Annotated in this window: 28 protein-coding genes and 2 tRNA genes; 22 read left to right on the top strand and 8 right to left on the bottom strand. The window is 64.5% G+C overall.

What is annotated here, in order from left to right:
- Positions 1-79 precede the first annotated feature (79 nt).
- A complete protein-coding gene (gene ffh, locus JI745_RS20730; RefSeq protein ID WP_201811337.1) occupies positions 80-1,489 on the top strand; it encodes a signal recognition particle protein in 1,410 nt (469 codons plus the stop codon).
- Positions 1,473-2,351, top strand: coding sequence for a DUF2726 domain-containing protein (locus JI745_RS20725; RefSeq protein ID WP_255545772.1), 879 nt, complete (start codon positions 1,473-1,475; stop codon positions 2,349-2,351). Before ffh ends, JI745_RS20725 begins: the two co-directional genes overlap by 17 nt.
- 10 nt (positions 2,352-2,361) lie before the next feature.
- On the opposite strand, the gene ftsY is transcribed toward JI745_RS20725, so the two are convergent.
- Positions 2,362-3,474 (bottom strand): signal recognition particle-docking protein FtsY, encoded by a 1,113-nt coding sequence (gene ftsY, locus JI745_RS20720; protein WP_201811335.1) that lies wholly within the window; start codon positions 3,472-3,474, stop codon positions 2,362-2,364.
- A gap of 60 nt (positions 3,475-3,534) precedes the next feature.
- On the opposite strand from ftsY, the gene JI745_RS20715 reads away from it, so the two are divergent.
- The 3 genes from JI745_RS20715 to miaB all read left to right on the top strand — a co-directional run bounded on the left by JI745_RS20715 (position 3,535) and on the right by miaB (position 5,472).
- Positions 3,535-3,611, top strand: a tRNA-Met gene (locus JI745_RS20715).
- Positions 3,612-3,715: 104 nt separating this feature from the next.
- Positions 3,716-4,099, top strand: coding sequence for a hypothetical protein (locus tag JI745_RS20710; RefSeq protein WP_201811333.1), 384 nt, complete (start codon positions 3,716-3,718; stop codon positions 4,097-4,099).
- A gap of 11 nt (positions 4,100-4,110) precedes the next feature.
- A complete protein-coding gene (gene miaB / locus JI745_RS20705) occupies positions 4,111-5,472 on the top strand; it encodes a tRNA (N6-isopentenyl adenosine(37)-C2)-methylthiotransferase MiaB (protein WP_201811331.1) in 1,362 nt (453 codons plus the stop codon).
- Between the two features lie 13 nt (positions 5,473-5,485).
- Here miaB and JI745_RS20700 read toward each other — a convergent pair whose 3' ends face one another.
- Positions 5,486-5,764: a hypothetical protein gene (locus tag JI745_RS20700; RefSeq protein WP_201811329.1), complete on the bottom strand. Its 279-nt coding sequence runs from the start codon at positions 5,762-5,764 to the stop codon at positions 5,486-5,488.
- A gap of 67 nt (positions 5,765-5,831) precedes the next feature.
- Here JI745_RS20700 and hemA point away from each other — a divergent pair, with 67 nt between their 5' ends.
- The 6 genes from hemA to JI745_RS20670 all read left to right on the top strand — a co-directional run bounded on the left by hemA (position 5,832) and on the right by JI745_RS20670 (position 10,834).
- Entirely contained in the window at positions 5,832-7,139 is a 1,308-nt protein-coding gene (gene hemA, locus JI745_RS20695; protein WP_201811327.1) for a glutamyl-tRNA reductase, read from the top strand.
- Positions 7,140-7,228: 89 nt separating this feature from the next.
- Positions 7,229-8,311, top strand: a complete 1,083-nt coding sequence (gene prfA / locus JI745_RS20690; RefSeq protein ID WP_201811326.1) for a peptide chain release factor 1 — start codon at positions 7,229-7,231, stop codon at positions 8,309-8,311.
- Entirely contained in the window at positions 8,311-9,129 is an 819-nt protein-coding gene (gene prmC, locus JI745_RS20685) for a peptide chain release factor N(5)-glutamine methyltransferase (RefSeq protein ID WP_201811324.1), read from the top strand. Before prfA ends, prmC begins: the two co-directional genes overlap by 1 nt.
- A 146-nt stretch (positions 9,130-9,275) precedes the next feature.
- Positions 9,276-9,836: a hypothetical protein gene (locus JI745_RS20680; protein WP_201811322.1), complete on the top strand. Its 561-nt coding sequence runs from the start codon at positions 9,276-9,278 to the stop codon at positions 9,834-9,836.
- A 99-nt stretch (positions 9,837-9,935) separates the two neighbouring features.
- Positions 9,936-10,253 carry a Grx4 family monothiol glutaredoxin gene (gene grxD, locus JI745_RS20675; RefSeq protein WP_201811320.1) on the top strand — a complete coding sequence of 106 codons (318 nt, stop codon included), beginning with the start codon at positions 9,936-9,938 and terminating at the stop codon, positions 10,251-10,253.
- Positions 10,254-10,255: 2 nt separating this feature from the next.
- Positions 10,256-10,834 carry a UbiX family flavin prenyltransferase gene (locus JI745_RS20670; RefSeq protein ID WP_201811318.1) on the top strand — a complete coding sequence of 193 codons (579 nt, stop codon included), beginning with the start codon at positions 10,256-10,258 and terminating at the stop codon, positions 10,832-10,834.
- 9 nt (positions 10,835-10,843) lie between these two features.
- On the opposite strand, the gene JI745_RS20665 is transcribed toward JI745_RS20670, so the two are convergent.
- On the bottom strand, positions 10,844-11,476 hold the full coding sequence (locus JI745_RS20665) for a lytic transglycosylase domain-containing protein (protein WP_201811316.1): 633 nt from the start codon (positions 11,474-11,476) through the stop codon (positions 10,844-10,846).
- Positions 11,473-13,218: a proline--tRNA ligase gene (locus JI745_RS20660; protein ID WP_201811314.1), complete on the bottom strand. Its 1,746-nt coding sequence runs from the start codon at positions 13,216-13,218 to the stop codon at positions 11,473-11,475. The genes JI745_RS20665 and JI745_RS20660 overlap by 4 nt, the downstream gene beginning before the upstream one ends.
- A gap of 126 nt (positions 13,219-13,344) precedes the next feature.
- Between JI745_RS20660 and JI745_RS20655 the strand changes: the two genes are divergently transcribed.
- The gene (locus JI745_RS20655; protein WP_201811312.1) at positions 13,345-13,935 is read left to right on the top strand and encodes an RNA pyrophosphohydrolase; all 591 of its coding nucleotides are present in this window, start codon (positions 13,345-13,347) and stop codon (positions 13,933-13,935) included.
- A gap of 3 nt (positions 13,936-13,938) precedes the next feature.
- Here the strand turns inward: JI745_RS20655 and proB are convergent, their stop codons facing one another.
- The 4 genes from proB to rplU form a co-directional block, all read right to left on the bottom strand.
- Entirely contained in the window at positions 13,939-15,057 is a 1,119-nt protein-coding gene (gene proB, locus JI745_RS20650) for a glutamate 5-kinase (RefSeq protein ID WP_201811310.1), read from the bottom strand.
- Entirely contained in the window at positions 15,054-16,133 is a 1,080-nt protein-coding gene (gene cgtA / locus JI745_RS20645; protein ID WP_201811308.1) for an Obg family GTPase CgtA, read from the bottom strand. The genes proB and cgtA overlap by 4 nt, the downstream gene beginning before the upstream one ends.
- Before the next feature lie 127 nt (positions 16,134-16,260).
- The gene (rpmA, locus tag JI745_RS20640) at positions 16,261-16,521 is read right to left on the bottom strand and encodes a 50S ribosomal protein L27 (RefSeq protein ID WP_201811306.1); all 261 of its coding nucleotides are present in this window, start codon (positions 16,519-16,521) and stop codon (positions 16,261-16,263) included.
- Positions 16,522-16,534: 13 nt separating this feature from the next.
- A complete protein-coding gene (gene rplU / locus JI745_RS20635; RefSeq protein WP_201811304.1) occupies positions 16,535-16,846 on the bottom strand; it encodes a 50S ribosomal protein L21 in 312 nt (103 codons plus the stop codon).
- Positions 16,847-17,089: 243 nt separating this feature from the next.
- On the opposite strand from rplU, the gene ispB reads away from it, so the two are divergent.
- The 10 genes from ispB to groL all read left to right on the top strand — a co-directional run bounded on the left by ispB (position 17,090) and on the right by groL (position 26,074).
- Complete coding sequence (gene ispB, locus JI745_RS20630) at positions 17,090-18,031, top strand: octaprenyl diphosphate synthase (RefSeq protein WP_201812705.1); 942 nt, start codon at positions 17,090-17,092, stop codon at positions 18,029-18,031.
- Between the two features lie 38 nt (positions 18,032-18,069).
- Positions 18,070-18,146, top strand: a tRNA-Pro gene (locus JI745_RS20625).
- Between the two features lie 153 nt (positions 18,147-18,299).
- Entirely contained in the window at positions 18,300-20,021 is a 1,722-nt protein-coding gene (gene pilB / locus JI745_RS20620) for a type IV-A pilus assembly ATPase PilB (RefSeq protein WP_404932828.1), read from the top strand.
- Positions 20,022-20,093: 72 nt separating this feature from the next.
- The gene (locus JI745_RS20615) at positions 20,094-21,320 is read left to right on the top strand and encodes a type II secretion system F family protein (RefSeq protein WP_201811302.1); all 1,227 of its coding nucleotides are present in this window, start codon (positions 20,094-20,096) and stop codon (positions 21,318-21,320) included.
- A 4-nt stretch (positions 21,321-21,324) separates the two neighbouring features.
- The gene (locus JI745_RS20610) at positions 21,325-22,275 is read left to right on the top strand and encodes an A24 family peptidase (protein WP_310738717.1); all 951 of its coding nucleotides are present in this window, start codon (positions 21,325-21,327) and stop codon (positions 22,273-22,275) included.
- Positions 22,260-22,907 (top strand): dephospho-CoA kinase, encoded by a 648-nt coding sequence (gene coaE, locus JI745_RS20605; protein ID WP_310738716.1) that lies wholly within the window; start codon positions 22,260-22,262, stop codon positions 22,905-22,907. Before JI745_RS20610 ends, coaE begins: the two co-directional genes overlap by 16 nt.
- Positions 22,904-23,659, top strand: coding sequence for a cell division protein ZapD (gene zapD / locus JI745_RS20600; protein WP_201811301.1), 756 nt, complete (start codon positions 22,904-22,906; stop codon positions 23,657-23,659). Before coaE ends, zapD begins: the two co-directional genes overlap by 4 nt.
- Positions 23,660-23,669: 10 nt before the next feature.
- On the top strand, positions 23,670-23,915 hold the full coding sequence (locus tag JI745_RS20595) for a DNA gyrase inhibitor YacG (protein WP_201811299.1): 246 nt from the start codon (positions 23,670-23,672) through the stop codon (positions 23,913-23,915).
- Between the two features lie 166 nt (positions 23,916-24,081).
- Entirely contained in the window at positions 24,082-24,372 is a 291-nt protein-coding gene (groES, locus tag JI745_RS20590) for a co-chaperone GroES (RefSeq protein ID WP_104303545.1), read from the top strand.
- 52 nt (positions 24,373-24,424) lie between these two features.
- Complete coding sequence (gene groL, locus JI745_RS20585; protein WP_201811297.1) at positions 24,425-26,074, top strand: chaperonin GroEL; 1,650 nt, start codon at positions 24,425-24,427, stop codon at positions 26,072-26,074.
- The last annotated feature ends 20 nt before the right edge of the window (positions 26,075-26,094 follow it).

Here is a 26,094-nt window from a genome sequence, read left to right as displayed (position 1 = left end):
CCGCTCCCGAGGAGCCCGACGATAAAATCATCGGCACAGTGTACTTTCGGGTGCCCGGTTCTCGCGCACTCCCCTCCCCATGGCTTCAGCCCTCACCGACCGTCTGAGTCGTCTCGTCAAGACGATGCGCGGCCAGGCCCGCATCACCGAAAGCAACGTGCAGGACATGCTGCGCGAAGTGCGCATGGCCTTGCTCGAGGCCGACGTCGCGCTGCCGGTGGTGCGCGATTTCATCGCCCGCGTGAAGGAGAAGGCGCTCGGTGCCGAGGTCGTGGGCTCGCTCACGCCGGGGCAGGCGCTGGTGGGCATCGTCAACAAGGAACTCGCCGCGACGATGGGCGAGGTCGATCCCGCCACCGGCGCCGTGAAGCCGCCGGCCGACATCAACCTCGCGGCCCAGCCGCCGGCGGTGATCCTGATGGCGGGCCTGCAGGGCGCCGGCAAGACGACCACGACGGCGAAGCTCGCGAAGCATCTGATAGAGAAGCGCAAGAAGAAGGTGCTGACGGTCTCGGCCGACGTCTACCGCCCCGCGGCCATCGAACAGCTGAAGACGGTGAGCAAGCAGGCCGGCGCGGAATGGTTCCCCTCCACCGCCACCGACAAGCCCGTCGCCATCGCCAACGCCGCCCTCGACCACGCGAGGCGTCACTATTTCGACGTGCTGCTGGTCGACACCGCTGGCCGCCTGGCGATCGACGAAGCCCTGATGAAGGAGATCGCCGAGTTGCACGCGGCGGTGAAGCCGGTCGAGACGCTCTTCGTCGTCGATGCCATGCAGGGCCAGGACGCGATCAACACCGCCAAGGCCTTCAAGGAAGCGCTGCCGCTTACCGGCATCGTGCTCACCAAGACCGACGGTGACTCGCGTGGCGGTGCCGCCCTGTCGGTACGGCAGATCACCGGTGCGCCGATCAAGTTTGCCGGTGTCAGCGAGAAGATCGATGGTCTGGAAGTCTTCGACGCGCAGCGGCACGCCGGCCGCGTGCTCGGCATGGGTGACATCGTGGCTCTCGTCGAGGAGGTGCAGAAGGGCGTCGACGTCGCCGCCGCGCAGAAGCTGGCCGACAAGCTCAAGTCGGGCGACAGCTTCGACCTCAACGACTTCCTGGCGCAGATCAGCCAGATGAAGAAGATGGGCGGCCTTTCCGGCCTGGTGGACAAGCTGCCGTCGCAGCTGACGGGCGGCAAGACCGCCAACATCGGCCAAGCCGACATGGACCGCGCCGAGCGCGACGTGCGCCGCATGGAAGGCATCATCAATTCGATGACACCGCTGGAGCGCCGCAAGCCCGAGCTACTGAAAGCCACCCGCAAGCGCCGCATTGCCGCCGGTGCCGGCGTGCAGGTGCAAGACGTCAACCGCCTGCTCAACCAGTTCGAGCAGATGCAGGGCATGATGAAGAAGATGAAGGGCGGCGGCCTGATGAAGATGATGAAGCGCATGGGCGGCATGAAGGGCATGGGAGGCCCTGGCGGCCTGCGCTGAACCTCGCGGTGGCCAGCCCGCCGCTGGTGCACCGCAACATGCCTGGGTTGACCACGTCCGGCCGGACAGATATGGTCAGTGTTCGCGGAACACAGGTAGTCAAAACATGGACACGTTGGTGATCGTCGGCGGGCTATTGGTGCTCGCAGCCTTGGGTTGGGTGTGGTGGCAGAAGCGCGCCAAGCCAGCTGACGAGAGCAAGAGCCGTCGCAGCAACAAGGCTCGCTCGATGGAAGGACTGGACACCTTGATGTCGTGGCAGCCGCAAGCCACCCGTGTGATGACCACCCCCGAACGCAAGGCCTACGCCGCGCTGCGGGCCGGGTTGCCCGAGCACATCATCCTGGCGCAGGTGCCGCTGGCCCGCTTCCTCAAGGTGCCGACCCGGCACTCCTATTCGGAATGGCTGCGCCGCGTGGGCGTGCTATGCGGCGACCTGGTGGTGTGCGACAGCATGTCGCAGGTGATCGCCATCGTCGACATCCGCGCCCCCGAGTCGCAGGAAAACGAGAGCACGCGGCAGCGGCATGCGCGCATGGACCGCGTCTTGAAGGCCGCCGAGATTCCGCTGCATGTGTGGCGCGAGGATGCCATTCCCAACGCTGTCGGCGCTCGCAATGCCGTCCTCGGCATGCCGGTAGAAGCGCCAGCGGCAGCGCCGGTTGCCGCGGCGACGATGCGCCCCGCGACCCCGAGCCGCGCACCGGCTGTCGACCGCATCCCGGCTGCGGCGGTGATCGACGACGACGGCATGGAGCAGCACGATCCGCCCTCGTCCACCTGGTTCGACGAGATGGACTCAGCGGCAGCCCCCTTGCAGCCTCCCACCCCGCAGCGGGGTGGCGGCCCCTCGATTCGCTGATACCGGCTGATCAGCTCAGCAGGGCCTGCGCGAATTCGCGCGCCTCGAAGGTCTGCAGGTCTTCGAGCTTCTCGCCCACGCCGATGAAATAAACCGGGATCGGCCGCTCGCGGGCGATCGCGGCCAGCACGCCGCCCTTGGCCGTGCCGTCGAGCTTGGTGACGATGAGGCCGGTGAGTTGCAAGGCATCGTCGAAGGCCTTCACCTGCGACAAGGCGTTCTGGCCGGTGTTGCCGTCGACCACCAGCAGCACCTCGTGCGGCGCGTCGCCTTGGGCCTTGCCGATCACCCGCTTGATCTTCTTCAGCTCATCCATCAGGTGAGCCTGCGTGGTGAGACGGCCGGCGGTGTCGGCGATGACCACGTCACAGCCGCGCGACTTGCCGGCCACCACCGCGTCGAAACTCACCGCGGCCGGATCGCCGCTTTCCTGGCTGACGATCTCGACCGCCTGCCGCGCACCGGGAATGTCGGCGCGTTCGGCCCACACGGCCAGTTGCTCACGCGCTGCGGCGCGGAAGGTGTCGGCCGCCGCCAGCAGCACCTTCTGCCCGTTGTCGGCCAGATGGCGCGTGAGCTTGCCGACGCTCGTCGTCTTGCCCGCTCCGTTCACGCCGACAACCATCATCACGGTCGGCTGGTGACGGCCGACCTCGAGCCCCTTCTCCAGCGGGCGAAGCAGGTCGCTGATGGCGTCGGCTAGGAGGCCCTTGACGGCGGCAGGGTCGGTTGCGCGCGCTTCCTTCACCCGGCGCTTGAGGTCGTTCAACAGGAACTCGGTGGCCTTGACACCCGCGTCGGCCATGAGCAAGGCCTCTTCCAGATCCTCGTAGAGCGCGTCGTCGATCTGCGTCCCGGTGAAGACACGCGTGATGCTCGAGCCCGTCTTGCGCAAACCACCGCGCAGCTTGTCGAGCCAGCTGGCTCGCTCTTCCGGGGCAGGTGCGGGAGCAGGTACGGGCATCGCAGTGGGCGGCTGCGGCACCTCAGAAGCGGGAGCTGGCGCCGTGCCACGCAACCTGTCAAGCCAACTTGCACGCTCTGGAGCAGGAGATGGCTCTGCCGCGGGCGCGGGCGACGGTGCCTCGGCAGCCGCCGGCTTTTTCTTGAAGAAGCTGAACATGGATGGGAGAGTGCGCAGGTGACAGAGGCCCTGCGAGTGATGGCTATAATGCGCGGCTCAGGCGCTTTAGCTCAGTCGGTTAGAGCGACGGAATCATAATCCGCAGGTCCGGGGTTCGAATCCCTGAAGCGCCACCAAATCAGCTCTACCCTGCGGCTCCCGGTCAACGTGACCCGGAGCCGTTGTCTTTGGTGGGCCAGGCTCCCACAATCCATTCCTCCACAGCCACTGGATCAAAACCATGTACCGCTGTCTTGCCGTCGCCACTGCCGCGATCGTGTTCGCTTCGTCCGCTTCCGCCCAGGTGCAGCGCAACTTCCCGCAGAACGCCTTGCGCGGCGTCATCACCTTCGGTGCGCCGCCGCAACTCCTGCTCAACGGCAAGACTGCACAGTTGGCGCCCGGGGCGCGCATCCGAGGCCTCGACAACATGCTCGTGATGTCGGGGGCCGTGATGAACCTCAAGGCCACCGTCAACTACACCTTCGAGGACACCACCGGCCTCATCAAGGATGTGTGGCTCCTGCGCCCCGAAGAAATTGCCCGCAAGCCCTGGCCCGAGACGCCGGCGGAAGCCCAGAAGTGGCAGTTCGATCCGGCCGCCCAGGCCTGGATCAAGCCCTGAGGAGGCTCGCCATGCAGAGCCCGACCCCGAAGAAGGTCTTCATCAAGACCTTCGGGTGCCAGATGAACGAGTACGACTCGGACAAGATGGCCGATGTGCTGCACGCCGCCGAAGGCTACGAGTCGACGGATGACGTCGAGCAAGCCGATCTCATCCTCTTCAACACCTGCTCGGTGCGCGAGAAGGCGCAGGAGAAGGTCTTCAGCGACCTCGGCCGCGTCAAGCACCTGAAGGCCAAGGGGACGCTCATCGGCGTGGGCGGCTGCGTCGCGAGCCAGGAAGGCGCGGCCATCATCGAGCGCGCTCCCTACGTCGACGTGGTGTTCGGTCCGCAGACGCTGCACCGACTGCCGCAGATGCTGGCGCAGCGCCGCCACGAGCGCCGCCCGCAGGTCGACATCAGCTTCCCCGAGATCGAGAAGTTCGACAACCTGCCGCCGGCGCGTGTCGAGGGCGCGACCGCCTTCGTCTCGATCATGGAAGGCTGCTCCAAGTACTGCAGCTACTGCGTGGTGCCCTACACCCGCGGCGAGGAGGTGTCGCGCCCCTTCGACGACGTGCTGGTCGAAGTGGCCGGTCTTGCCGACCAGGGTGTAAAGGAAGTGACACTGCTCGGGCAGAACGTCAATGCCTACCGCGGCAAGATGGGCGACACGAGCGAGATTGCCGACTTCGCGTTGCTCATCGAGTATGTGGCCGAGATCCCCGGCATCGAGCGCATTCGCTACACCACGAGCCACCCCAACGAGTTCTCGCAGCGCCTGATCGATGCCTACGGCCGCGTGCCGCAACTCGTGAACCATGTGCACCTGCCGGTGCAGCACGGCAGCGACCGCATCCTCATGGCGATGAAGCGCGGCTACACCGCGATGGAGTTCAAGAGCACCGTGCGCAAGCTGCGCGCCGTGCGGCCGAACATCAGCCTCTCGAGCGACTTCATCGTGGGCTTCCCCGGCGAGACCGAAGACGACTTCGCCAAGATGATGAAACTCATCGAGGACGTCGGCTTCGACAGCAGCTTCAGCTTCGTCTTCAGCCCACGCCCCGGCACACCGGCCGCCGCGCTGCATGACGACACGCCGCAAGAGGTGAAGCTCAAGCGCCTGCAGCACCTGCAAGCGGTGATCGAGGCGAACCAGCGCCGCATCGGTCAGGCGATGGTTGGCACGGTGCAGAAGATCCTGGTCGAAGGCCCGTCGCGCAAGGATGCCAACGAGCTGATGGGCCGCACCGAGTGCAACCGCATCGTCAACTTCAAAGGCCAGCCGCGCTTGATCGGACAACTGATCGACGTAACGATCACCGAGGCCTACCCGCACTCGCTGCGGGCCGAGGTGGCCACGCGGGAAAGTGCGGCGCTGGCGGAGGCTTGAGCCGGCTGACTGCCTAGCGGCGTTCCTTCCAGCCGGCCCACCACAGGGCCAGGGCGCAGGCGAACACCATGGCGCCATAGGTGCTCATCTTGCCGTCCTGCCCATGCCAGAGCAGGCCGGCGATGAGCACCAGCGCCGAAGCGGGCACCGCCCAAGCCACCATGCGCCAGCCCGACACGCCTTTCAGCTCGCGCCACCAGAACAGCTTGGCGCCCCACGCCGCCACGACGCCCACCCCGACCGCCGGAGCGAAAAAATTCAACAAATGCCACAGCGCATCCAAGGCGCCCATTGCGTCATGCTCCAGGTCTGACGGGCGACAACCCGCGAAATAGCTCGAAATTTTATAATTCGCGCACATGAGCGTTTTCACCCTCGGCCTGAACCACACGACGGCCCCGCTGGATCTGCGGGGCCGCTTTGCGTTCACGCTCGAGCAGCTGGCGCCGACGCTGCAGGAATTCCGCGAACGCGTCACGGGCAAGGGCAATGGCCCCGAAGTCGCCCTGCTCTCCACCTGCAACCGGACCGAGCTGTATTGCGCCGCCGAGCCGGCGCTCGTCACTCCGGCCGTCGACTGGCTGGCCGCCCGCGGTGGCGTGCACAGCCAGGAGCTGATGCACCACGCCTACGTGCTCGAAGGCGGCGCCGCAGCGCGCCATGCCTTCCGCGTGGCCAGCGGCCTGGATTCGATGGTGCTGGGCGAGCCGCAGATCCTGGGCCAGATGAAACAGGCGGTGCGCGAAGCCAGCACGGCCGGAACGCTTGGCACCACGCTGCACCAGATGTTCCAGCGCTCCTTCGCCGTGGCGAAGGATGTGCGCACCTCCACCGAGATTGGTGCCCACTCCATCAGCATGGCCGCCGCCGCGGTGCGACTGGCTTCCCGGCTCTTCGAAGACCTGCGCGACACCAGGGTCCTCTTCGTCGGCGCCGGCGAAATGATCGAGCTGGTCGCCACGCACTTTGCCGCCCGCCAGCCCAAGGCCATGGCCGTGGCCAACCGCACGCTGGAGCGCGGCGAGAAGCTCGCCAGCCGCTTCGGCGCAGAAGCGCTGCGCCTGGCCGACCTGCCCTCGCGCCTGTCGGAGTTCGACGCGGTGATCTCCTGCACCGCGAGCTCGCTGCCGATCATCGGCCTGGGCGCCGTCGAGCGCGCCATCAAGGCCCGCAAGCACCGCCCGATGTTCATGGTCGACCTGGCCGTGCCGCGCGACGTCGAGCCCGAAGTGGCCCGCCTGTCCGACGTCTACCTCTACACCGTCGACGACCTGTCGGCCCTGGTGCAAAGCGCCGGGGAAAAGCGTCAGGCCGCGGTGCAGCAGGCCGAGGCCATCATCGAAAGCGGCGTACAGAGCTTCGTGCACTGGCTGGGCCAGCGCGATGCCGTGCCGCTGATCCAGGCCCTGAACGCGCAGGCGAACGACTGGCGCGCCGCCGAGATCGCACGTGCTCGCAAGCTGCTCGCCAAGGGGGAAGACGTCGAGGCCGTGCTGGAAGCACTCTCGCGCGGCCTCACGCAGAAGATGCTGCACGGCGCGCTGGCCGAGCTGCACGCCGCCGACGATGCCCACCGCCCGGCCCTGGCGCAGACCGTGTCGCGCCTGTTCCTGCGTGGCAGCGCCCACGATCCGTTCGACGACAAACCGCTCGACCCCAAGCGTTAGCGACGCTGCGCCCGCCGCCCTGGTGGAGCGCCTGCCTGCCCCGTGATCCGCGGGCACCCGCTCCGACCCCTCCCGCTTCCGGAGCCCTCATGAAAGACACCCTGCGCCAGCAATTCGAACGCCTCGCGATGCGGCTGGCCGAACTGAACGCCACGCTCGCCGACCCCACGATCGCGAGCGACATGAACCGCTTCCGCGCCCTCACCCGCGAGCACGCCGAGGTCGAGTCGCTGGTGCAGCGCTTTCGCCACTATGAGCAGCGCGAGCGCGACCTCGCATCGGCGCGCGAGATGCTGGCCGATCCCGAACTGACCGAGATGGCGCAGGAAGAGATCACCAGCGCCGAAGCCGACCTCACGCGCCTGCACGGCGAGCTGCAGACGGCCCTGCTGCCGCGCGACCCCGACGACGGCCGCAACGCCTTCGTCGAAATCCGCGCCGGCACCGGCGGCGACGAATCCGCCCTTTTCGCCGCAGACCTGTTGCGCATGTACCTCCGCTACGTGGAGCGCCAGGGCTGGCGCAGCGAGGTGATGTCGGAAAACAGTTCGGATCTTGGTGGCTACAAGGAGGTGGTGCTGCGCATCGAAGGCGAAGATGTCTACGCACGACTCAAGTTCGAATCGGGCGGCCACCGCGTGCAACGCGTGCCGGCCACGGAGGCGCAGGGTCGCATCCACACCAGTGCCTGCACGGTCGCGGTGATGCCGGAGCCTGACGCGGCCGAAGAGATCCAGCTCAACCCGGCCGACCTGCGCATCGACACCTTCCGCGCGAGCGGCGCCGGCGGCCAGCACGTGAACAAGACCGACAGCGCGATCCGCGTCACCCACCTGCCGACCGGCCTCGTCGCCGAATGCCAGGACGACCGCTCGCAGCACCGCAACAAGGCCAAGGCCCTCGCGGTGCTGGCCGCGCGCCTGCGCGAGAAGGACCGCAGCGAACGCGCCGCCAAGGAGGCTGCCACCCGCAAGGGCCTGATTGGCAGCGGCGACCGCAGCGATCGCATCCGCACCTACAACTTCCCGCAGGGCCGCCTCACCGACCACCGCATCAACCTCACGCTCTACAAGCTCGGCGCCATCATGGAAGGCGAGCTCGACGATGTGATCGGCGCGCTGCAAGCGGCGCGTGCCGCCGAGCAACTGGCAGAGCTGGAAGGGCGCGGGTGATGACCCGCATCGCCGATGCGCTGGCACACGCCCGCGCCCTCAGGGTCGACCGGCTCGACGCGCAGCTGCTGCTCGAGCACGTGCTGCAACGCCCGCGCAGCTGGTTGCTGGCGCACGATGAGGTGTCGCTGACCGAGTCGCAGGCGTCCAACGTGGCGGCCTTGCTGCAGCGCCGCGCCCAGGGGGAGCCACTCGCCTACCTGACCGGCGAGAAGGAATTCCACGGGCTCATGTTGCAGGTCACGCCCGACGTGCTGATCCCGCGTCCCGATACCGAAACGCTCGTCGACTGGGCCCTGGCGCTGCTGCAGGGTGGCCCTCTGGAGCCCCGCGTGCTGGACCTCGGCACCGGCAGCGGTGCCATCGCGCTGGCCCTGAAGCATCGCCATCCCTCGGCCACGGTCACGGCCATAGACACCAGCGATGCGGCGCTGTCGGTCGCAGAAGCCAATGCGCAGCGCCTGGGTCTCGACATCCGGTTCGTGCTGGGAAGCTGGTGGAGCGGCGCGAAGAACCAGCAGTTCGACCTCGTCGTCAGCAATCCGCCGTACATCGCATTGGGCGACAAGCACCTGCCTGCGCTAAGACACGAGCCGGAACTTGCGCTGACTTCCGGTGTCGATGGCCTCGATGCCTTGCGCGCCATCGTTTCCGACGCGCCAGCCCATCTCGCCAGCTCGGGATGGCTGTTGCTCGAGCATGGCCATGACCAGTCGCAGCACGTGCGTGCGCTACTTCTGGCAGCGGGCTTTGCGAACGTCCAGACGCGGGAAGATTTGGCAGGAATCGGCCGCTGCACCGGGGGGCAGTGGCGCTGAGCAGACAGCCTCCGCTCGAGTGTTGCGGCATTGCCGCACATCTCCCAGTTCGAGCCTCCTCCAAATGGACTAAGAAGCTACCCACGCCCCGCCAAGCGGCGTAGCATGACCTTCACTTTCACGGCATTGCCTTCAGAGACCTTTTCATGCGTTCCCTCTCCTTCCGCTGGCTCGCCGCACTGACCCTGTCGCTCGGGGTCATGGCCGCGCACGCCGGCGATGGAACGAGCCCGCAAAGCCACGCGCAAGCCTGGGAAGGTCTCAAGGCCCGCCTGTCCATCGGCACCACTGCTCCCGCGCGAAGCGAGCTTGTGGGCGATGCCGAGCAACAACGGGTCAACACCGTCAGCCTCATGGGCGACTACTACCTGAGCCGCCCATGGCTCGGCACATCGGGTGGCTGGCGTGCCACCAGCGGCGTGCTGCTCGGTTCACGCAGTTCCGTCTGGAGCAGCCCCTCGTTGCTGGATCGCCGCACCGCCGGCGATGGCACCGAAGCAGGGACGCAGCCCTATCTCGGCCTTGGCTACACCGGCTGGTCGAGCAAGGGCGGCTGGGGCCTGTCGGCCGACTTGGGCCTGATGGGCCTGCCGCGCTCGGGCACGCGTTTTGGCAAGGGCGCCATCGGCTCGTCCAGCCTCGACGACACGGTGCGCGACCTCCGGTTTGCCCCCCTCCTGCAGGTCAGCGTTTCCTATTCGTTCTGACTTGCGTGGGCTTGCGCGGGCACGGGCTCGGGCCTGCGCCGTTTGCCGTATAACCTCGCCTATCCCCATTTGATTTGCCGGCGCAAGCCGGCCACGACCATGAGCGACGTTCAACAACGCATCGACGACCTCGTCAAGTCCAACCGCGTGGTGCTTTTCATGAAGGGCACGGCGCAGTTCCCGCAGTGCGGCTTCTCCGGCCGCGCGGTGCAGATCCTCAAGTCCTGTGGCGTCAACGACCTCAAGACCTTCAACGTGCTGGAAGACGAGGGTGTGCGCCAGGGCATCAAGGAATACGCCAACTGGCCGACCATTCCGCAGCTCTACGTCAACGGCGAATTCATCGGCGGCTCCGACATCATGATGGAGATGTACCAGGCCGGTGAGCTGCAACAGGTCCTGGGTGCCCAGGCCTGACTTTGGCCACCTCCTCTGTCTCTGGCCGTGTCGTCGTCGGCATCACCGGCGCCACCGGCGCGGTGTACGGGCAGAGGCTGCTGCAACGCCTGAAAGCGGCCGGGCGGGAAACCCACCTCGTCATCAGCCCGGCCGGCGTGCTCAACGCCCACCATGAACTGGGCCTCGACCGGAAGGCGCTGGAGGCACTGGCGCACACCGCCTACAACCCGGCAGACGTGGGCGCGGCCATCGCCAGCGGTTCGTTTCCCGTCGAGAGCATGGTCGTCGCGCCCTGTTCGATGAGGACGCTCGCGGCGATTGCGCACGGCCTGTCCGACAACCTCATCAGCCGCGCTGCCGACGTCACGCTCAAGGAACGCCGCCGGCTGGTGCTGCTCGCGCGCGAAACGCCCTACAACCTCGCGCACCTGCGCAACATGACCGCGGTGACGGAGATGGGCGGCATCGTCTTCCCGCCCCTGCCGGCGTTCTACCACCGCCCTGCCACGCTCGACGAGGTGATCGACGACTCCGTGGAGCGGGTGCTCGCCCTGCTCGGGGTCCACGAGGCACAGCCCAAGCCCTGGGCGGGGCTCTGAGCCGCTCGCTCAGGCGGGCTTGAAGGTCCAGGCCTTGCGGGCACCGAACACGAGGTTCGGGTACTCCGGCCTGCCTCGGCTGCCGTTGTAGCGGCCGAGCGCCATGTAGAGATCACCCCGCTCGCGGTCGAGGTAGTGGCGCAGGATCACGCAACCGAAGCGCAGGTTGGTCTGCATGTGGAAAAGCCGCGCCACGTCGCCCTCTCCGATCAGCCGCGCCCAGAACGGCATCACCTGCATGTAGCCCCGCGCCCCGACACGGCTGATGGCGTACTTGCGAAAGCCACTTTCCACCTGGATCAACGCGAGCACCAGCGACTGCTCCAGCCCTGCGCGGGTGCTCTCGTACCAGACGGTCTCGAGGAACTCCACGCGGGCGACATGCTCGGCCTTGCGCTTTTTCAGGCGGTTGCTCATCTCACCCAGCCACTTCAGGTAGACGAGGCGTTCTTCGATGTTGTCGAAGACCGGCTTGGGCGGCGCACGGTTGGCAATGGCTGCCGACAGCGCCGAACGCACGGCGTCGGCCAGCGGCTCCTCGACTTGTGCCCCCGCGTGCGCAGCCGGCGCAAAGGCCTGCAATGCAGGCCAGGCCGCCGCGGCGAGCAGATGTCGCCGGCCCAGCCCGCTCGTCACGCTCATGCCGAGAGCCGGCCTTTCAGGAAGGCGCCCACCTCGGCCGCAGCCACCGCCGTGGCCTGCGCATCGCGGCGACCCTGGTATTCGACCTTGCCTTCCTTCAAGCCTCGGTCCGACAGCACCACCCGGTGCGGCACGCCGATCAGTTCCCAGTCGGCAAACATGGCGCCTGGGCGCTCGCCGCGGTCGTCGAGCATCACGTCGACACCTTGCGCCTGCAGTTCGTCGTGCAGGCGATCGGCGGCGGCCTTGACCTCGGCCGAACGGTCGTAGCCGATCGGGCACAGCACCACGCTGAACGGCGCCATCGACACCGGCCAGATGATCCCGCGATCATCATGGCTCTGCTCGATGGCGGCGCCAAGCAATCGCGTGACACCAATGCCGTAGCAACCCATCTCGAGCAGCTGCGGCTTGCCGTTTTCGTCGAGGTAGGTGGCGTTCATCGCCTTCGAGTACTTGGTGCCGAGGTAGAACACATGGCCCACCTCGATGCCGCGCTGCATCGCGAGCACGCCCTTGCCGTCGGGCGAGGGATCGCCTTCGACGACGTTGCGGATGTCGGCCACCACGCTGGGCTCGGGCAGGTCACGGCCCCAGTTGGCGCCGGTGAAGTGGAAGTCAGCTTCGTTGGCGCCGCAGACGAAATCGCTCATCGCAGCGACAGTGCGGTCGGCCACGACGCGCACCGGCTTCTTCACGCCGATCGGGCCGAGATAGCCCGGCCTGCAGCCGAAGTGCGCCTCGATTTCGGCCACCGTGGCGAAGCGGTAGCCTTCCTTCAGACCTTCGATCTTGCCGGCCTTGACCTCATTGAGGCTGTGGTCGCCACGCACGAGCAGCAGCCACACCGTCGTCTTCACGATCTCGTCGGCCTCGTTCTTTTCATCCGTGGCCAGCACCAGCGACTTCACCGTCTGCGACAAGGGCAGGTTGAGCAGCTGGGCCACGTCCTCGCAAGTGCTCTTGCCCGGCGTCGGCGTCTTGACGAGGGCCTGGCTTGCAGCGCCACGCTGGGCGATGAGCGGCAGCGCCTCGGCCAGCTCCACGTTGGCCGCGTAGTCGGAATCGGGGCAATACGCGATGGCGTCTTCGCCGGTGTCGGCGATGACCTGGAACTCGTGCGAGCGGTCACCCCCGATGGCGCCGGTGTCGGCGGCCACGGCACGGAACACGAGGCCCATGCGCTCGAAGATGCGCACGTAGGCCGCATACATCGCGTCGTAGCTCTTGCCGGCGGCCGCCACGTCCCGGTCGAAGGAGTAGGCATCCTTCATCGTGAACTCGCGCCCACGCATCACGCCAAAGCGCGGGCGGCGCTCGTCGCGGAACTTGGTCTGGATGTGATAAAAATTTTTCGGCAGCATGCGGTAGCTGCGCAGCTCCTGGCGAGCGATGTCGGTGATGACCTCTTCGGACGTCGGCTGGATGATGAAATCACGGTCGTGCCGGTCTTTCACACGCAGCAACTCGGGGCCCATCTTCTGGAATCGGCCAGTTTCCTGCCACAGCTCGGCAGGCTGCACGACCGGCATCAAGAGCTCGACGGCACCGGCGCGGTTCATTTCCTCGCGGATGATGTTTTCAACCTTGCGAATCACCCGCAAACCCATCGGCATGTAGTTGTAGATGCCCGCGCCCAGACGTTTGATCAGGCCGGCCCGCATCATCAGTTTGTGGCTGGTGACCTCGGCGTCGGCAGGCGCTTCCTTGAGCGTGGAAATGAAAAACTGAGAAGCTTTCATGAGCGGGAAACTGGGGAAGAGGCGGGGGAAGCGGAGGCTTGCACGGCAGGGCTGGGGAAACCCGCGGGGTCACTTCCCGCAAAGCCAGTGCAATAATGAATTCAATTAAAGAATTTGAGGTTGATTATGCTCGACCGAGAAGGGTTCAGACCCAACGTCGGCATCATTCTGCTCAATACGAAGAACCAGGTTTTCTGGGGCAAGCGCATCCGCACCCACTCCTGGCAGTTCCCGCAAGGGGGCATCAAATACGGCGAAACGCCTGAGCAGGCGATGTTCCGCGAGCTCCACGAAGAAGTGGGGTTGTCGCCCGAACACGTTCGCATCGTCGCGCGCACTCGTGATTGGTTGCGGTATGAAGTGCCGGAGCATTTCATTCGACGCGACGCCCGCGGCCACTACCGCGGACAGAAGCAGATCTGGTTTCTGCTGCAGCTGATGGGCCGCGACAGCGACATGAACCTGCGCGCCACCGATCACCCGGAGTTCGACGCCTGGCGCTGGAACGACTATTGGGTGCCGCTCGACCTCGTGATCGAGTTCAAGCGTGACGTGTACCAGATGGCACTCACCGAGTTGGCGCGCTTCCTGCCTCGCAACAACCACCACAACCGCTATCTGCGCTCAGGCATGCGGCCACACCACCGCGATGACGCGGGCAGCACCAACACGACACCGCTTGACGAGAGCGGGCCTCCCGAACCGGCGTCGTCCTGAGCGTCAAGCCAACACCAAGTTGTCGCGGTGAATCATCTCCGGTTCGCCGGTGAAGCCCAGCAGCCGCTCGAACTCGCTGGAAGGCTTGCGCGCGATCAAGCGAGCCTCAGAGCTGGCGTAGTTCGCCAGGCCTCGCGCGATCTCGTTGCCTGCCTTGTCTCGCACGGCGATCACGTCGCCCCGCACAAACTCACCCTGCACCTCGACCATGCCGATGGGCAGCAGGCTCTTGCCTTCGTCTCGCAGCTTGGCGACAGCGCCATCGTCGATCACCACCGCACCGCGGAACTGCAGGTGATCGGCCATCCACTGCTTGCGCGCCGCCAGCTTGGCGGTCGATGCGGTCAGCGCGGTGCCGATCGCCTCGCCGGCGGCCAGACGCAACAGCACATCAGGCTCACGGCCCCATGCGATGACTGTGGAAGCCCCGCTGCTTGCGGCGCGCTTGGCAGCCAGCACCTTGGTGATCATGCCGCCGCGGCCGATGCTCGAGCCTGCACCACCGGCCATGCGTTCCAACTCCGGCGTACCGGCTTCGGCCTCATCAATGAAGCGTGCGCTCGGGTCCTTGCGCGGATCGGCTGAATACAGGCCCTTCTGGTCGGTGAGGATGACCAGTGCATCAGCTTCGACAAGGTTGGCCACCAACGCACCCAGTGTGTCGTTGTCCCCGAACTTGATCTCGTCGTTGACGACCGTGTCGTTCTCGTTGATGACCGGCACGACCTTCAAGCGCAACAGCGTCAGGAGTGTGGAGCGCGCATTCAGGTAACGCTCGCGGTCGGCCAAGTCCGCATGGGTCAGCAGCACTTGGGCACTGCCCATGTCATATTGGCGCAGTTGGGTCTCGTAGATCTGGGCCAGCCCCATCTGCCCGACGGCTGCAGCCGCCTGCAGCTCATGGATCTCCTTGGGCCGTGTTGCCCAGCCCAGGCGCTTCATGCCTTCGGCCACCGCGCCGCTCGACACCATCACCACCTCGCGCCCCTGTGCAGCCAGCGCCGCCATCTGGCGGCACCAGTTGCCGATGGCCTGGGCATCGAGCCCGCGGCCTTCGTTGGTCACCAAGCTGGAGCCGACCTTGATGACGATGCGTTTGGCGTTCTTGAGGGCGTCGGTCATGGCGATTGCTCGAGGTCTCGATGGGGATCGGCGAAACGCGGGTCGGGATCGTCGGGAACCACGTTCTTCAGCTTCGAGACGTGCTGGTAGATCGCCTGCACCATGTGTTCGCAACCTTCACGCGTCAAAGCGGAAATCTGGAACACCGGACCCTTCCACTTGAAGCGCTTCACGAAGTCTTTGACCCGACGCTCGCGATCTTCGATCGGCACCATGTCCAGCTTGTTGAGCACCAGCCAGCGCGGCTTGTCGTAAAGGGACTGGTCGTACTTCTTGAGCTCCGAGACGATACCTCTGGCCTGAGCAACGGGGTCGATGCTGTCATCGAAAGGAGCCATGTCGACCACATGGAGCAGCAGATGTGTGCGCTGCAAATGGCGCAAGAACAGATGCCCCAACCCAGCCCCCTCCGACGCACCTTCGATCAGGCCGGGGATGTCGGCAACCACGAAGCTCTGCTCCGCAGCCACACGCACGACACCCAGATTGGGATGCAGCGTGGTGAAGGGATAGTCGGCAATCTTGGGTCGCGCATTCGAGATCGCGGCGATCAGCGTGGACTTGCCAGCATTCGGCAGCCCCAGGAGACCTACATCAGCCAGCACGCGCAACTCGAGCTTCAACTTGCGATGCTCACCCGGCCAGCCGGGGGTCTTTTGCCGAGGAGCACGGTTGGTGCTGGTCTTGAAATGCAAATTGCCGAAACCGCCGTCGCCGCCCTTGGCGAGGAGCACCTTCTCATCCGGCACCAGCAACTCGGCGATCACGTTCCCCGTGTCGAGGTCGGTGATGATGGTGCCCATCGGCATGCGCAGCACGATGTCGTCGGCTGCCGCACCGTATTGGTCGGAACCGCGCCCGTTTTCACCGTTGCGCGCCTCATGCCGTCGCGCGTAGCGAAAGTCGATCAGCGTGTTGAGATTTCGGTCACCCACGGCAAACACGCTTCCACCACGCCCGCCGTCGCCTCCATTGGGGCCGCCGAAGGGCAGGAACTTTTCCCGGCGAAAGCTCATGCAGCCGTTGCCGCCATTGCCGGCCGCCACGTCGATGGTGGCTTCGTCAACGAATTTCATGACTGAACAATCCGGTCTTACACAGGCACCGACGGTAACGGAGCGCTGCAACTGGCGCAAAAGATGCGCAAAAACAAAAGCCCCGGCGAACCGGGGCTCATGTGAGCCTGGCCTCGATGCGGAGGTCTCAGCCCAGTTCTTTCACGCTCACCGTCTGCCGGTTGCGCGGGCCCTTGACGGCGAAGCTCACTTCCCCATCAACCAGCGCGAAGAGCGTGTGGTCCTTGCCGGTGCCGACGTTGGCGCCGGCATGGAACTTGGTACCGCGCTGACGCACGATGATCGAGCCGGCCGGAACAGCCTGACCACCGAACACCTTGACGCCGAGCATCTTCGGTTGTGAATCACGGCCGTTCCGGGTGGAACCGCCGCCTTTTTTCTGTGCCATGGTTTGACTCCTTTCAGGCGTTCACTGCACTGATCTCAAGCTCGGTGAAGGTCTGGCGATGACCTTGCCGCTTTTGATAGTGCTTGCGGCGACGCATCTTGAAGATGCGCACCTTGTCGTGCTTGCCCTGCGCCACAACCGTGGCCTTGACGCTTGCGCCGGAAACCAAGGGAGTCCCGACCTTCAGTTCTGCGCCGCTGCCGACTGCTAGAACTTGGTCGATCGTGATCTCTTGGCCAACGTCCGCAGCAATCTGTTCTACCTTGATCTTTTCGCCTGCAGCAACCTTGTATTGCTTGCCGCCGGTTTTTATGACCGCGTACATATCAGCCCTTTCATGAATTGCCCGGCACAAAAAGCCAAGCACCTCACGCAAAACGTGAAGCCCGCCAGTGTATCACGGGAGCGGCGAAATGTCGAAGGCATCCCCCGGTGCGGAAGCGCCGCCAAACGCGCTCAAAGGCAACCGATGGCCGCAAGAGCTGCCTTCCTATAATCAGTCGAACCCCTGCCCGCCGTGCTACCCCACGCTCCCATCTTGACCTCAGACGCCGACCCGATCCGCCTCATGGCGCCCGAGATGAAAGAGGTCGATGCGGTGATCCAGCAGCGCCTGGCATCAGACGTGGTCCTGATCAATCAGATTTCGCACTACATCATCAGTGCAGGGGGCAAGCGCATTCGACCCATGCTGGTGTTGCTGTTTGCCAACGCGCTGGGGTTTCGCGGTAGGGAGCGCTTTGAACTCGCAGCGATCGTGGAGTTCATTCATACCGCAACGTTGCTGCACGACGACGTGGTCGACGAATCGGCACTCAGGCGCGGGCGCGCCACCGCTAATGCCTTGTTCGGCAATGCGGCCAGCGTCCTGGTTGGCGATTTTTTGTATTCCCGGGCCTTCCAGATGATGGTGTCCGTTGACCGGCTGCGGGTACTGGACGTACTGGCAGACGCCACGAACGTGATTGCGGAAGGGGAGGTCCTGCAACTCATGAACATGCACGACCCAGACTTGGCAGTGGATGACTACCTCAAGGTGATCCGCTTCAAGACTGCCAAGTTGTTTGAAGCCAGTGCGCGCCTGGGCGCTGTTCTCGCCCACGCCGAACCTGAAACAGAAGAGGCTTGCGCTGCCTATGGTCGGCACTTGGGCACCGCATTCCAGCTTGTCGACGATCTGCTGGATTACGAAGGCTCGACGAACGAACTTGGCAAGAACGTCGGAGACGACTTGCGCGAGGGCAAGCCCACCCTTCCTTTACTGATCGCCATGGAGCGGGCTTCGGAGAATGACCGACTGACCATTCGTCACGCGATCGAGCAAGGCGAGGTCAGCCGGCTTTCCGAAATTGTCAACATCGTGCGTCAGACCGGCGCTCTCGAGGCAACGCGTGACGCAGCTCGCGCAGAAGCGGAGAAGGCCCAACGAAATCTCGCGCCGCTGCCCCAGACGAAGTACTCGGAAGCTCTGCTAGAATTTTGCGTTCGGTCGGTTGAGCGTTCGTCTTGATCTGATCGGCCAAAGCGGGCCTTCTCAAGGCCCTTTTTCGGGGTGTAGCTTAGCCTGGTAGAGCGCTACGTTCGGGACGTAGAGGCCGGAGGTTCGAATCCTCTCACCCCGACCAGATTTCCTTCCCACCGAAGCAATTTGTTGCAGCGCTCCCCGCAGCGAGTCGTGACTTCTTGCCGCAGCTGCGTAGCGCTCAGGTTTACAGCACCAGGTAGATCGGCGATCATCAATTGATGTTGCCATCGTGACGTAACGCACACCTCTGCCTGTGGATACCCTTGCCGACGCTCCTCAATCCGCACTGTCTGGTGTTGCGCGGGTTCTTGTGCATGCGGGCAAGCTGAACGCCAAGACGGCGGAAGACCTCGTCAAGTCGTCTAAGGAGAAAAAGTCCAGCTTTCTGTCGGCTGTGCTCGCCGCAGGCGCACTGACTCCCGCCGAACTTGCGCACACGCTGTCGAGCGCCCTGGCCTTGCCGCTGCTGGATTTGAATGCGATCGATCCGCAGCGCCTGCCCCGCGCCATCATTGATGCAAAGCTGGCCGCTCAATATCAGATCGTTGTTCTTGGAAAACGGGGGAACCGGCTCTTCATTGGCGGCGCCGACCCGACGGACCAGGAAGCGGGTGAGCGCATCAAGTTCGCCACGCAGCTGTCACCCGAGTGGGTCATCGTCGAGCACGACAAGCTCGCGAAGATGCTGGAAGGCTCCGGCGTCAGTGCCAGCGAGTCACTCGACAATATCGTCGGCGGAGATTTCGAGTTCGACGTCTCGGACGACGACGTCACTGCCAGCACCGAAACCCAGGAAGTCACGGCAGACGTCGAGGACGCACCCGTCGTTCGTTTCCTGCAGAAGATGCTGATCGACGCGATCAACGCGCGAGCCTCCGACCTCCACTTCGAGCCCTACGAGTACCACTACCGCGTCCGCTTTCGGATTGACGGCGAACTGCGCGAAATCACCCAGCCGCCGATTGCCATCAAGGACAAGCTGGCGTCTCGTATCAAGGTGATCTCGAGACTCGACATCGCCGAAAAGCGGGTACCGCAAGACGGCCGCATGAAGCTGAAATTCGGCAACAAGGCGATCGACTTCCGGGTCAGCACCCTGCCGACGCTGTTTGGCGAAAAGATCGTCATTCGTATCCTGGACCCGTCGAGCGCCAAGCTCGGCATCGAGGCGCTCGGCTACGAGAAGATCGAGAAGGAGCGCCTGCTGGCCTGTATCGCTCGACCTTACGGAATGATCTTGGTCACCGGTCCGACCGGTAGCGGCAAGACCGTGTCGCTCTACACCTGCCTGAACATCCTGAACCAACCGGGCGTCAACATCTCCACGGTCGAGGACCCGGCGGAAATCAACCTGCCTGGCATCAACCAGGTCAATGTGAACGACAAGGCCGGCTTGAGCTTTTCGGCCGCCCTGAAGTCATTTCTGCGCCAGGATCCGGACATCATCATGGTGGGCGAGATCCGGGACCTCGAGACCGCGGATATCGCGATCAAGGCAGCGCAGACAGGCCACATGGTGATGTCGACGCTTCACACCAACGATGCGCCAACCACCCTCACTCGCTTGCTGAACATGGGCGTCGCGCCCTTCAACATTGCGTCGAGCGTCTTGCTGATCACCGCCCAGCGTCTGGCCAGACGCCTTTGCGAAGCTTGCAAGGCGCCAGCCGACTATCCTCGAGAGGCATTGCTGAAGGCTGGTTACACCGAAGGCGACCTGGACGGCAGTTGGAAGCCGTACCGTGCCGTCGGCTGCTCTGCATGCAGCAACGGCTACAAAGGCCGTGTCGGCATTTACCAAGTGATGCCCGTCAGCGAGGAAATTCAGCGCATCATCTTGGCGGAAGGAACTGCCATGGACATCGCTGAACAAGCCGCACGTGACAACGTCCGTGATCTGCGGCAGTCCGGGTTGGTCAAGGTGCGAGCCGGCTTCACGACGCTCGAAGAAGTCATCTCGGTGACCAACGAATAGCCGGCCGCTCCTGAATTTTCGGTAACCGATCACTACTAACGGGACGAGGACAAAAGTCTCCTCGCAAACACCATGGCAACTGCAGCAGCAACCGCAGCACGGAACGTCAAGGAATTTGTCTTCGAATGGGAAGGCAAGGACAAGAACGGGAAGGTGGTCCGCGGTGAGATTCGCGCAGGGGGCGAAGCCATGGTCAGCGCCAGCCTGCGCCGGCAAGGCATCCTGATCACCAAGGTGAAGAAGCGCCGCACGTCGGGCGGCAAGGCGATCAAGCAAAAAGACATCGCCATTTTCACGCGGCAGCTGTCGACCATGATGCGTGCGGGCGTGCCGCTGCTGCAGGCGTTCGACATCGTGGCGCGTGGGAGCACCAACGCAAAGTTGACCAAGCTTCTGCTGGACATTCGCAACGACGTGGAAACCGGTACTAGCCTGTCGGCTGCATTCCGCAAGCACCCGCTCTACTTCGACGCGCTCTACTGCAACTTGGTCGAGGCCGGAGAAGCTGGCGGTATCCTCGACACACTGCTGGACCGCCTGGCCATCTATCAAGAGAAGACGATGGCCATCAAGAACAAGATCAAGTCGGCCTTGATCTACCCGGTCGCAGTGATGGTCGTGGCCTTCGTGGTGCTGGCCATCATCATGCTGTTTGTGATTCCGGTCTTCAAGGATGTTTTCAAGTCCTTTGGAGCAGAGCTGCCGGCACCAACACTCTTTGTGATCGGGATGTCGGAGGTTTTCACAAAATACTGGTGGGCCATCTTCGGCTTTCTCGGCGGTGGCATCTATTTCTTCTTCGAATCTTGGAAGCGATCTGAAAAGATGCAGCGCACCATGGACCGCCTGCTCCTGAAGGTTCCCGTGTTTGGTGACCTCGTCAACAAATCGTCAGTGGCTCGTTGGACCCGCACCTTGTCCACCATGTTTGCAGCCGGCGTCCCGCTTGTGGAAGCGCTTGATTCAGTAGGCGGGGCATCAGGCAACGCGGTCTTCAAGGACGCGACTGACCAGATCCAGAAAGACGTGTCCACCGGCGCCAGCCTGACGGCATCGATGCAAACGACCGGCGTCTTTCCGACGATGGTGATCCAGATGTGTGCCATCGGTGAAGAATCCGGCTCACTCGATGCCATGCTGGGCAAGGCCGCGGAGTTTTACGAGGATGAAATCGACGAAGCCGTGAAGGGTCTGTCGGCTCTGATGGAGCCGTTCATCATCGTGATCCTGGGCACGCTGATCGGCGGCATCGTGGTCTCGATGTACCTGCCCATCTTCAAGCTCGGCGCGGTGGTCTGACGGCGTGGCCGGGGTGCTGTCGCTGTTCGGGGCGGAAGCATTCCTGTCGCCGTGGGTGCTTGGGCTGTTCGGGCTGTGCATCGGCAGTTTCCTCAATGTGGTGATCCACCGATTGCCGCTCATGATGGAGCGCGAGTGGTGGGAGGAGATCGCTCGCTTCCTGAGTGATCCAGCAACCCAGACCAGAGCGCTCGGCTCGGCCCCTGGGCTTTCTGCCGCGGAGTTGGCGAGTACCGGCAAATCGATCGAAGGAGCGCTCCAGGCACAACCTGCGCTCAACCTCTCGCGCCCTCGGTCGCGTTGCCCGTCCTGCGGTCACATGATCCGCTGGTACGAGAACATTCCCGTCCTCGGCTGGCTGCGCCTGAAAGGTCGCTGCAGCGCTTGTGGCACGCGAATCTCTTTCCGATACCCCGCGATCGAACTCCTCACCGGCGCCCTTTTCGCCGCGAGTGCCGTGAAGTTCGGCCCTGTCCCCGGCGCCCTCGTGTATTGCATTGCTTCCGCACTGTTGATCGCGATGGCGTTCATCGACCTCGATACGCAGCTTTTGCCCGACAAGCTCACCTTCCCGTTGGCAGGCCTCGGGTTGGCGGCGGCGGGAGCCGGGTGGACGGGGGTTTCGCTGCAGGCGTCGGCGTGGGGCTTGCTGGCAGGCTATCTTTCGCTCTGGTCGGTGAACTGGCTGTACAGGATCGTGCGCAAGACCGAAGGCATGGGCGAAGGTGACTTCAAACTCCTGGCCGGGCTCGGCGCCTTGATGGGCTGGCAGGTGTTGCCCTCGATCATCCTTCTGTCGTCCCTCGTGGGAGCTGTCGTCGGCGTCGGCCTGATGCTGTTCCGCGGGCATGACCGGAACGTGCCGATTCCGTTCGGCCCCTACCTCGTGGGCGGCGGGATCGCGGCCATGTTCTTCGGCCAGACCTTCACCCGCGCGCTGTGGTCGATGTCCTGATCCCGTTTCGCATCGGGCTCACCGGCGGCATCGGCAGCGGCAAGAGCACGGTTGCTCGCCTCTTGGTCGAGCGCGGCGCGGCACTGATCGACACAGACGCCATCGCGCGTGCGCTGGCATTGCCCGGTGGCGCAGCCATCGAGGCGATCCGCTTGGAGTTCGGCGCCAGCGTCATCGATCCTGAAGGCGGCCTCGACCGCGCCCGCATGCGCGAGTTGGTCTTCGCCGACGCCAACGCAAAGAGCCGCCTCGAAGCCATCCTTCACCCGATGATCGGCCTGGAGTGCAACCGGCAGGCCCTGGAAGCTGCCGGCAAGACCACCGTCTTCGACGTTCCGCTCCTGGTCGAGTCTTCGCACTGGCGCACGCGGGTCGACCGCGTCCTGGTGATCGATTGCTCGAACGAGACGCAAGTCGCCCGGGTGATGAGCCGCTCGGGCTGGTCGCGCGAGGCGGTACTCGCCGTCATCGGCCAGCAGGCCAGCCGCGAGCGCCGCCGAGCCTGCGCCGACGCCGTCATCCACAACGACGGCCTCACGCTCGACGAGCTTGCACAGCAAGTGGACATGCTGCTGGCCCGGTGGGCCCCTGTGGAACAATCCCGCCGGTCGAGCGGAGCGCGTCCAACTTGATCCTCTACGAGTACCCCTTCAACGAAAGCATCCGCACCATGCTGCGGCTCGAACACCTGTTCGACCGGCTGGGCCGCCTGATGCCGCGTGACGAGACGGTCGACCACCACTACGCGCTCGCCACGTTGTTCGAGATCATGGACGTCGCCTCGCGCGCCGATCTCAAATCCGATCTGCTCAAAGACCTCGAGCGCCAGCGCAGCCAGCTCAACAGCTACCGCGGCAACCCGTCCGTGTCCGACGCCATGCTCGATCAGGTCATCGGCACGATCGACCACGCCTTCAACGGTCTCAATCAACTGCCCGGCAAGGCCGGACACGCGCTCACCAGCAACGAATGGCTGATGAGCGTGCGCAGCCGCATCAGCATTCCCGGCGGCACCTGCGAGTTCGACCTGCCGGCCTACTACGCCTGGCAACAACAGCCCCCGGCCCGCCGCCGTGCCGACCTCAACCAGTGGGTGAGCACCTTGATGTCCCTGGCGGAAGCCTTGAAGGTCCTCCTGAGCCTGCTGCGTGACGCGGGCACGCCGCACAAGGTCGTGACGCAAGGCGGCCAGTTCCAGCAGAGCCTGCCTGCCGGCCGCGTGTTCAATCTGCTGCGCCTGCGCATCGATCCGGCTGCGCAGCTGATTCCCGAGATCAGCGGCCACCGCCTGATGGTGCTGGTGCGCCTGATGCGGCAGGACGCCGAAGGTCGCTTGAAACCCGCCGGCGTCGACACCAGCTTCGAACTCACCCTGTGCTCTTGAGCATCGAGAGATGAGTTCCGACACGCCTTCTTCTTCGGCGAAGCGCCGAATCGTCACCTGCCCGACCTGCGGCGGCGAAAGCGTCTATTCCCCTGAAAATGCCTACCGGCCTTTTTGCAGCGAGCGCTGCAAGAACGTCGACTTCGGCGCTTGGGCCAGCGAAAGCTACCGTGTGCCCGCCCGCCCGCCCGCGCCTGGTGAGCCGGGGGAGGACCTCCCGGCCGAACCCGGGGCGACGCCTCGCCTGCCCTCTTGAAAGCGCTTCGCGCGCCCCTATAATTCCGCCTGCTAGCACTCGACGAACTCGAGTGCTAACGAAATTGCCGATCCCGCCCCTGGCGGGCGCGCAGGCAAAGTACATGAGCACAAACTTCCGTGCTCATCCCATTCAGAACTCGGCTTTGAGTCCTCAAGGAGATGCTATGAAACTTCGTCCGTTGCACGATCGCGTGATCGTCAAGCGCCTGGAAAACGAAACCAAGACCGCCTCGGGCATCGTGATCCCCGACAACGCCGCCGAGAAGCCCGACCAGGGCGAAGTGCTGGCCGTCGGCCCCGGCAAGCGCAACGAGAAGGGCGACTTCGTGGCCCTGAACATCAAGGTGGGCGACCGCGTCCTGTTCGGCAAGTACAGCGGCCAGACCGTCAAGGTCGATGGCGACGAGCTCCTGGTGATGCGCGAGGAAGACCTCTTCGCCGTGGTCGAGAAGTAATCCTTCTCCCTGCACCAGCCCAACCAACATCCCAATTTCGGAGAGATAAAACATGGCAGCAAAAGACGTGGTCTTCGGCGGTGAAGCCCGTGCCCGCATGGTCGAAGGCGTGAACATCCTGGCCAACGCGGTCAAGGTGACCCTGGGCCCCAAGGGCCGCAACGTGGTGCTCGAGCGCTCCTTCGGCGCGCCCACCGTCACCAAGGACGGTGTGTCGGTCGCCAAGGAAATCGAGCTCAAGGACAAGCTTCAGAACATGGGCGCCCAGATGGTCAAGGAAGTCGCTTCCAAGACCAGCGACAACGCCGGTGACGGCACCACCACCGCGACCGTGCTGGCCCAGGCCATCGTGCGCGAAGGCATGAAGTACGTGGCCGCCGGCATGAACCCGATGGACCTGAAGCGCGGCATCGACAAGGCGGTGACCGCCCTGGTCGAGCAGCTGAAGAAGGCTTCGAAGGCCACCACCACCAGCAAGGAAATCGCCCAGGTCGGCTCGATCTCCGCCAACAGCGACGAGTCCATCGGCAAGATCATTGCCGACGCGATGGACAAGGTCGGCAAGGAAGGCGTGATCACGGTCGAAGACGGCAAGTCGCTCGACAGCGAACTCGAAGTCGTCGAAGGCATGCAGTTCGATCGCGGCTACCTGTCGCCCTACTTCATCAACAACCCCGAGAAGCAGGCCGCCCTGCTCGACAACCCCTTCGTCTTGCTCTACGACAAGAAGGTCAGCAACATCCGTGACCTGCTGCCCACGCTGGAGCAAGTCGCCAAGGCCGGCCGTCCGCTGCTGATCATTGCCGAAGAAGTCGAAGGCGAAGCGCTGGCCACCTTGGTGGTCAACACCATCCGCGGCATCCTGAAGGTCGTGGCCGTCAAGGCCCCTGGCTTCGGCGACCGCCGCAAGGCCATGCTGGAAGACATCGCCATCCTGACCGGCGGCAAGGTCATCGCCGAAGAAGTCGGCCTGACGCTTGAGAAGGTCACGCTGGCCGACCTCGGCCAGGCCAAGCGCGTCGAAGTGGGCAAGGAAAACACCACCATCATCGACGGCGCCGGCGCCCCTGCCGACATCGAAGCCCGCGTCAAGCAGATCCGCGTGCAGATCGAAGAAGCCACCAGCGACTACGACCGCGAGAAGCTGCAAGAGCGCGTCGCCAAGCTGGCTGGCGGTGTGGCCGTCATCAAGGTCGGTGCGGCCACCGAAGTCGAGATGAAGGAAAAGAAGGCCCGCGTCGAAGACGCCCTGCACGCCACCCGCGCTGCCGTGGAAGAAGGCATCGTCGCCGGTGGCGGCGTGGCCCTGCTGCGTGCTCGCCAGGCGGCCGGCACCATCAAGGGTGACAACGCCGACCAGGAAGCCGGCGTCAAGCTGATCCTGAAGGCCATCGAAGCCCCGCTTCGCGAGATCGTCGCCAACGCTGGTGGCGAGCCGAGCGTGGTGATCAATGCCGTGCTGAACGGCAAGGGCAACTACGGCTTCAATGCCGCCAACGACACCTACGGCGACATGATCGAGATGGGCATTCTCGACCCGACCAAGGTGACCCGCACTGCGCTGCAAAACGCCGCGTCGGTCGCTTCGCTGATGCTGACGACCGAAGCCATGGTCGCCGAGTCCCCGAAGGACGACGCACCGGCCGCCGGCGGTGGCATGGGCGGGATGGGTGGCATGGGCGGCATGGGCATGGACATGTAAGACGTCCAGGCCTGGCGGCT

The sequence above is a fragment of the Piscinibacter sp. HJYY11 genome (assembly GCF_016735515.1).
GTDB lineage: Bacteria > Pseudomonadota > Gammaproteobacteria > Burkholderiales > Burkholderiaceae_C > Rhizobacter.
This window is presented reverse-complemented; position numbering and strand designations above follow the sequence as displayed.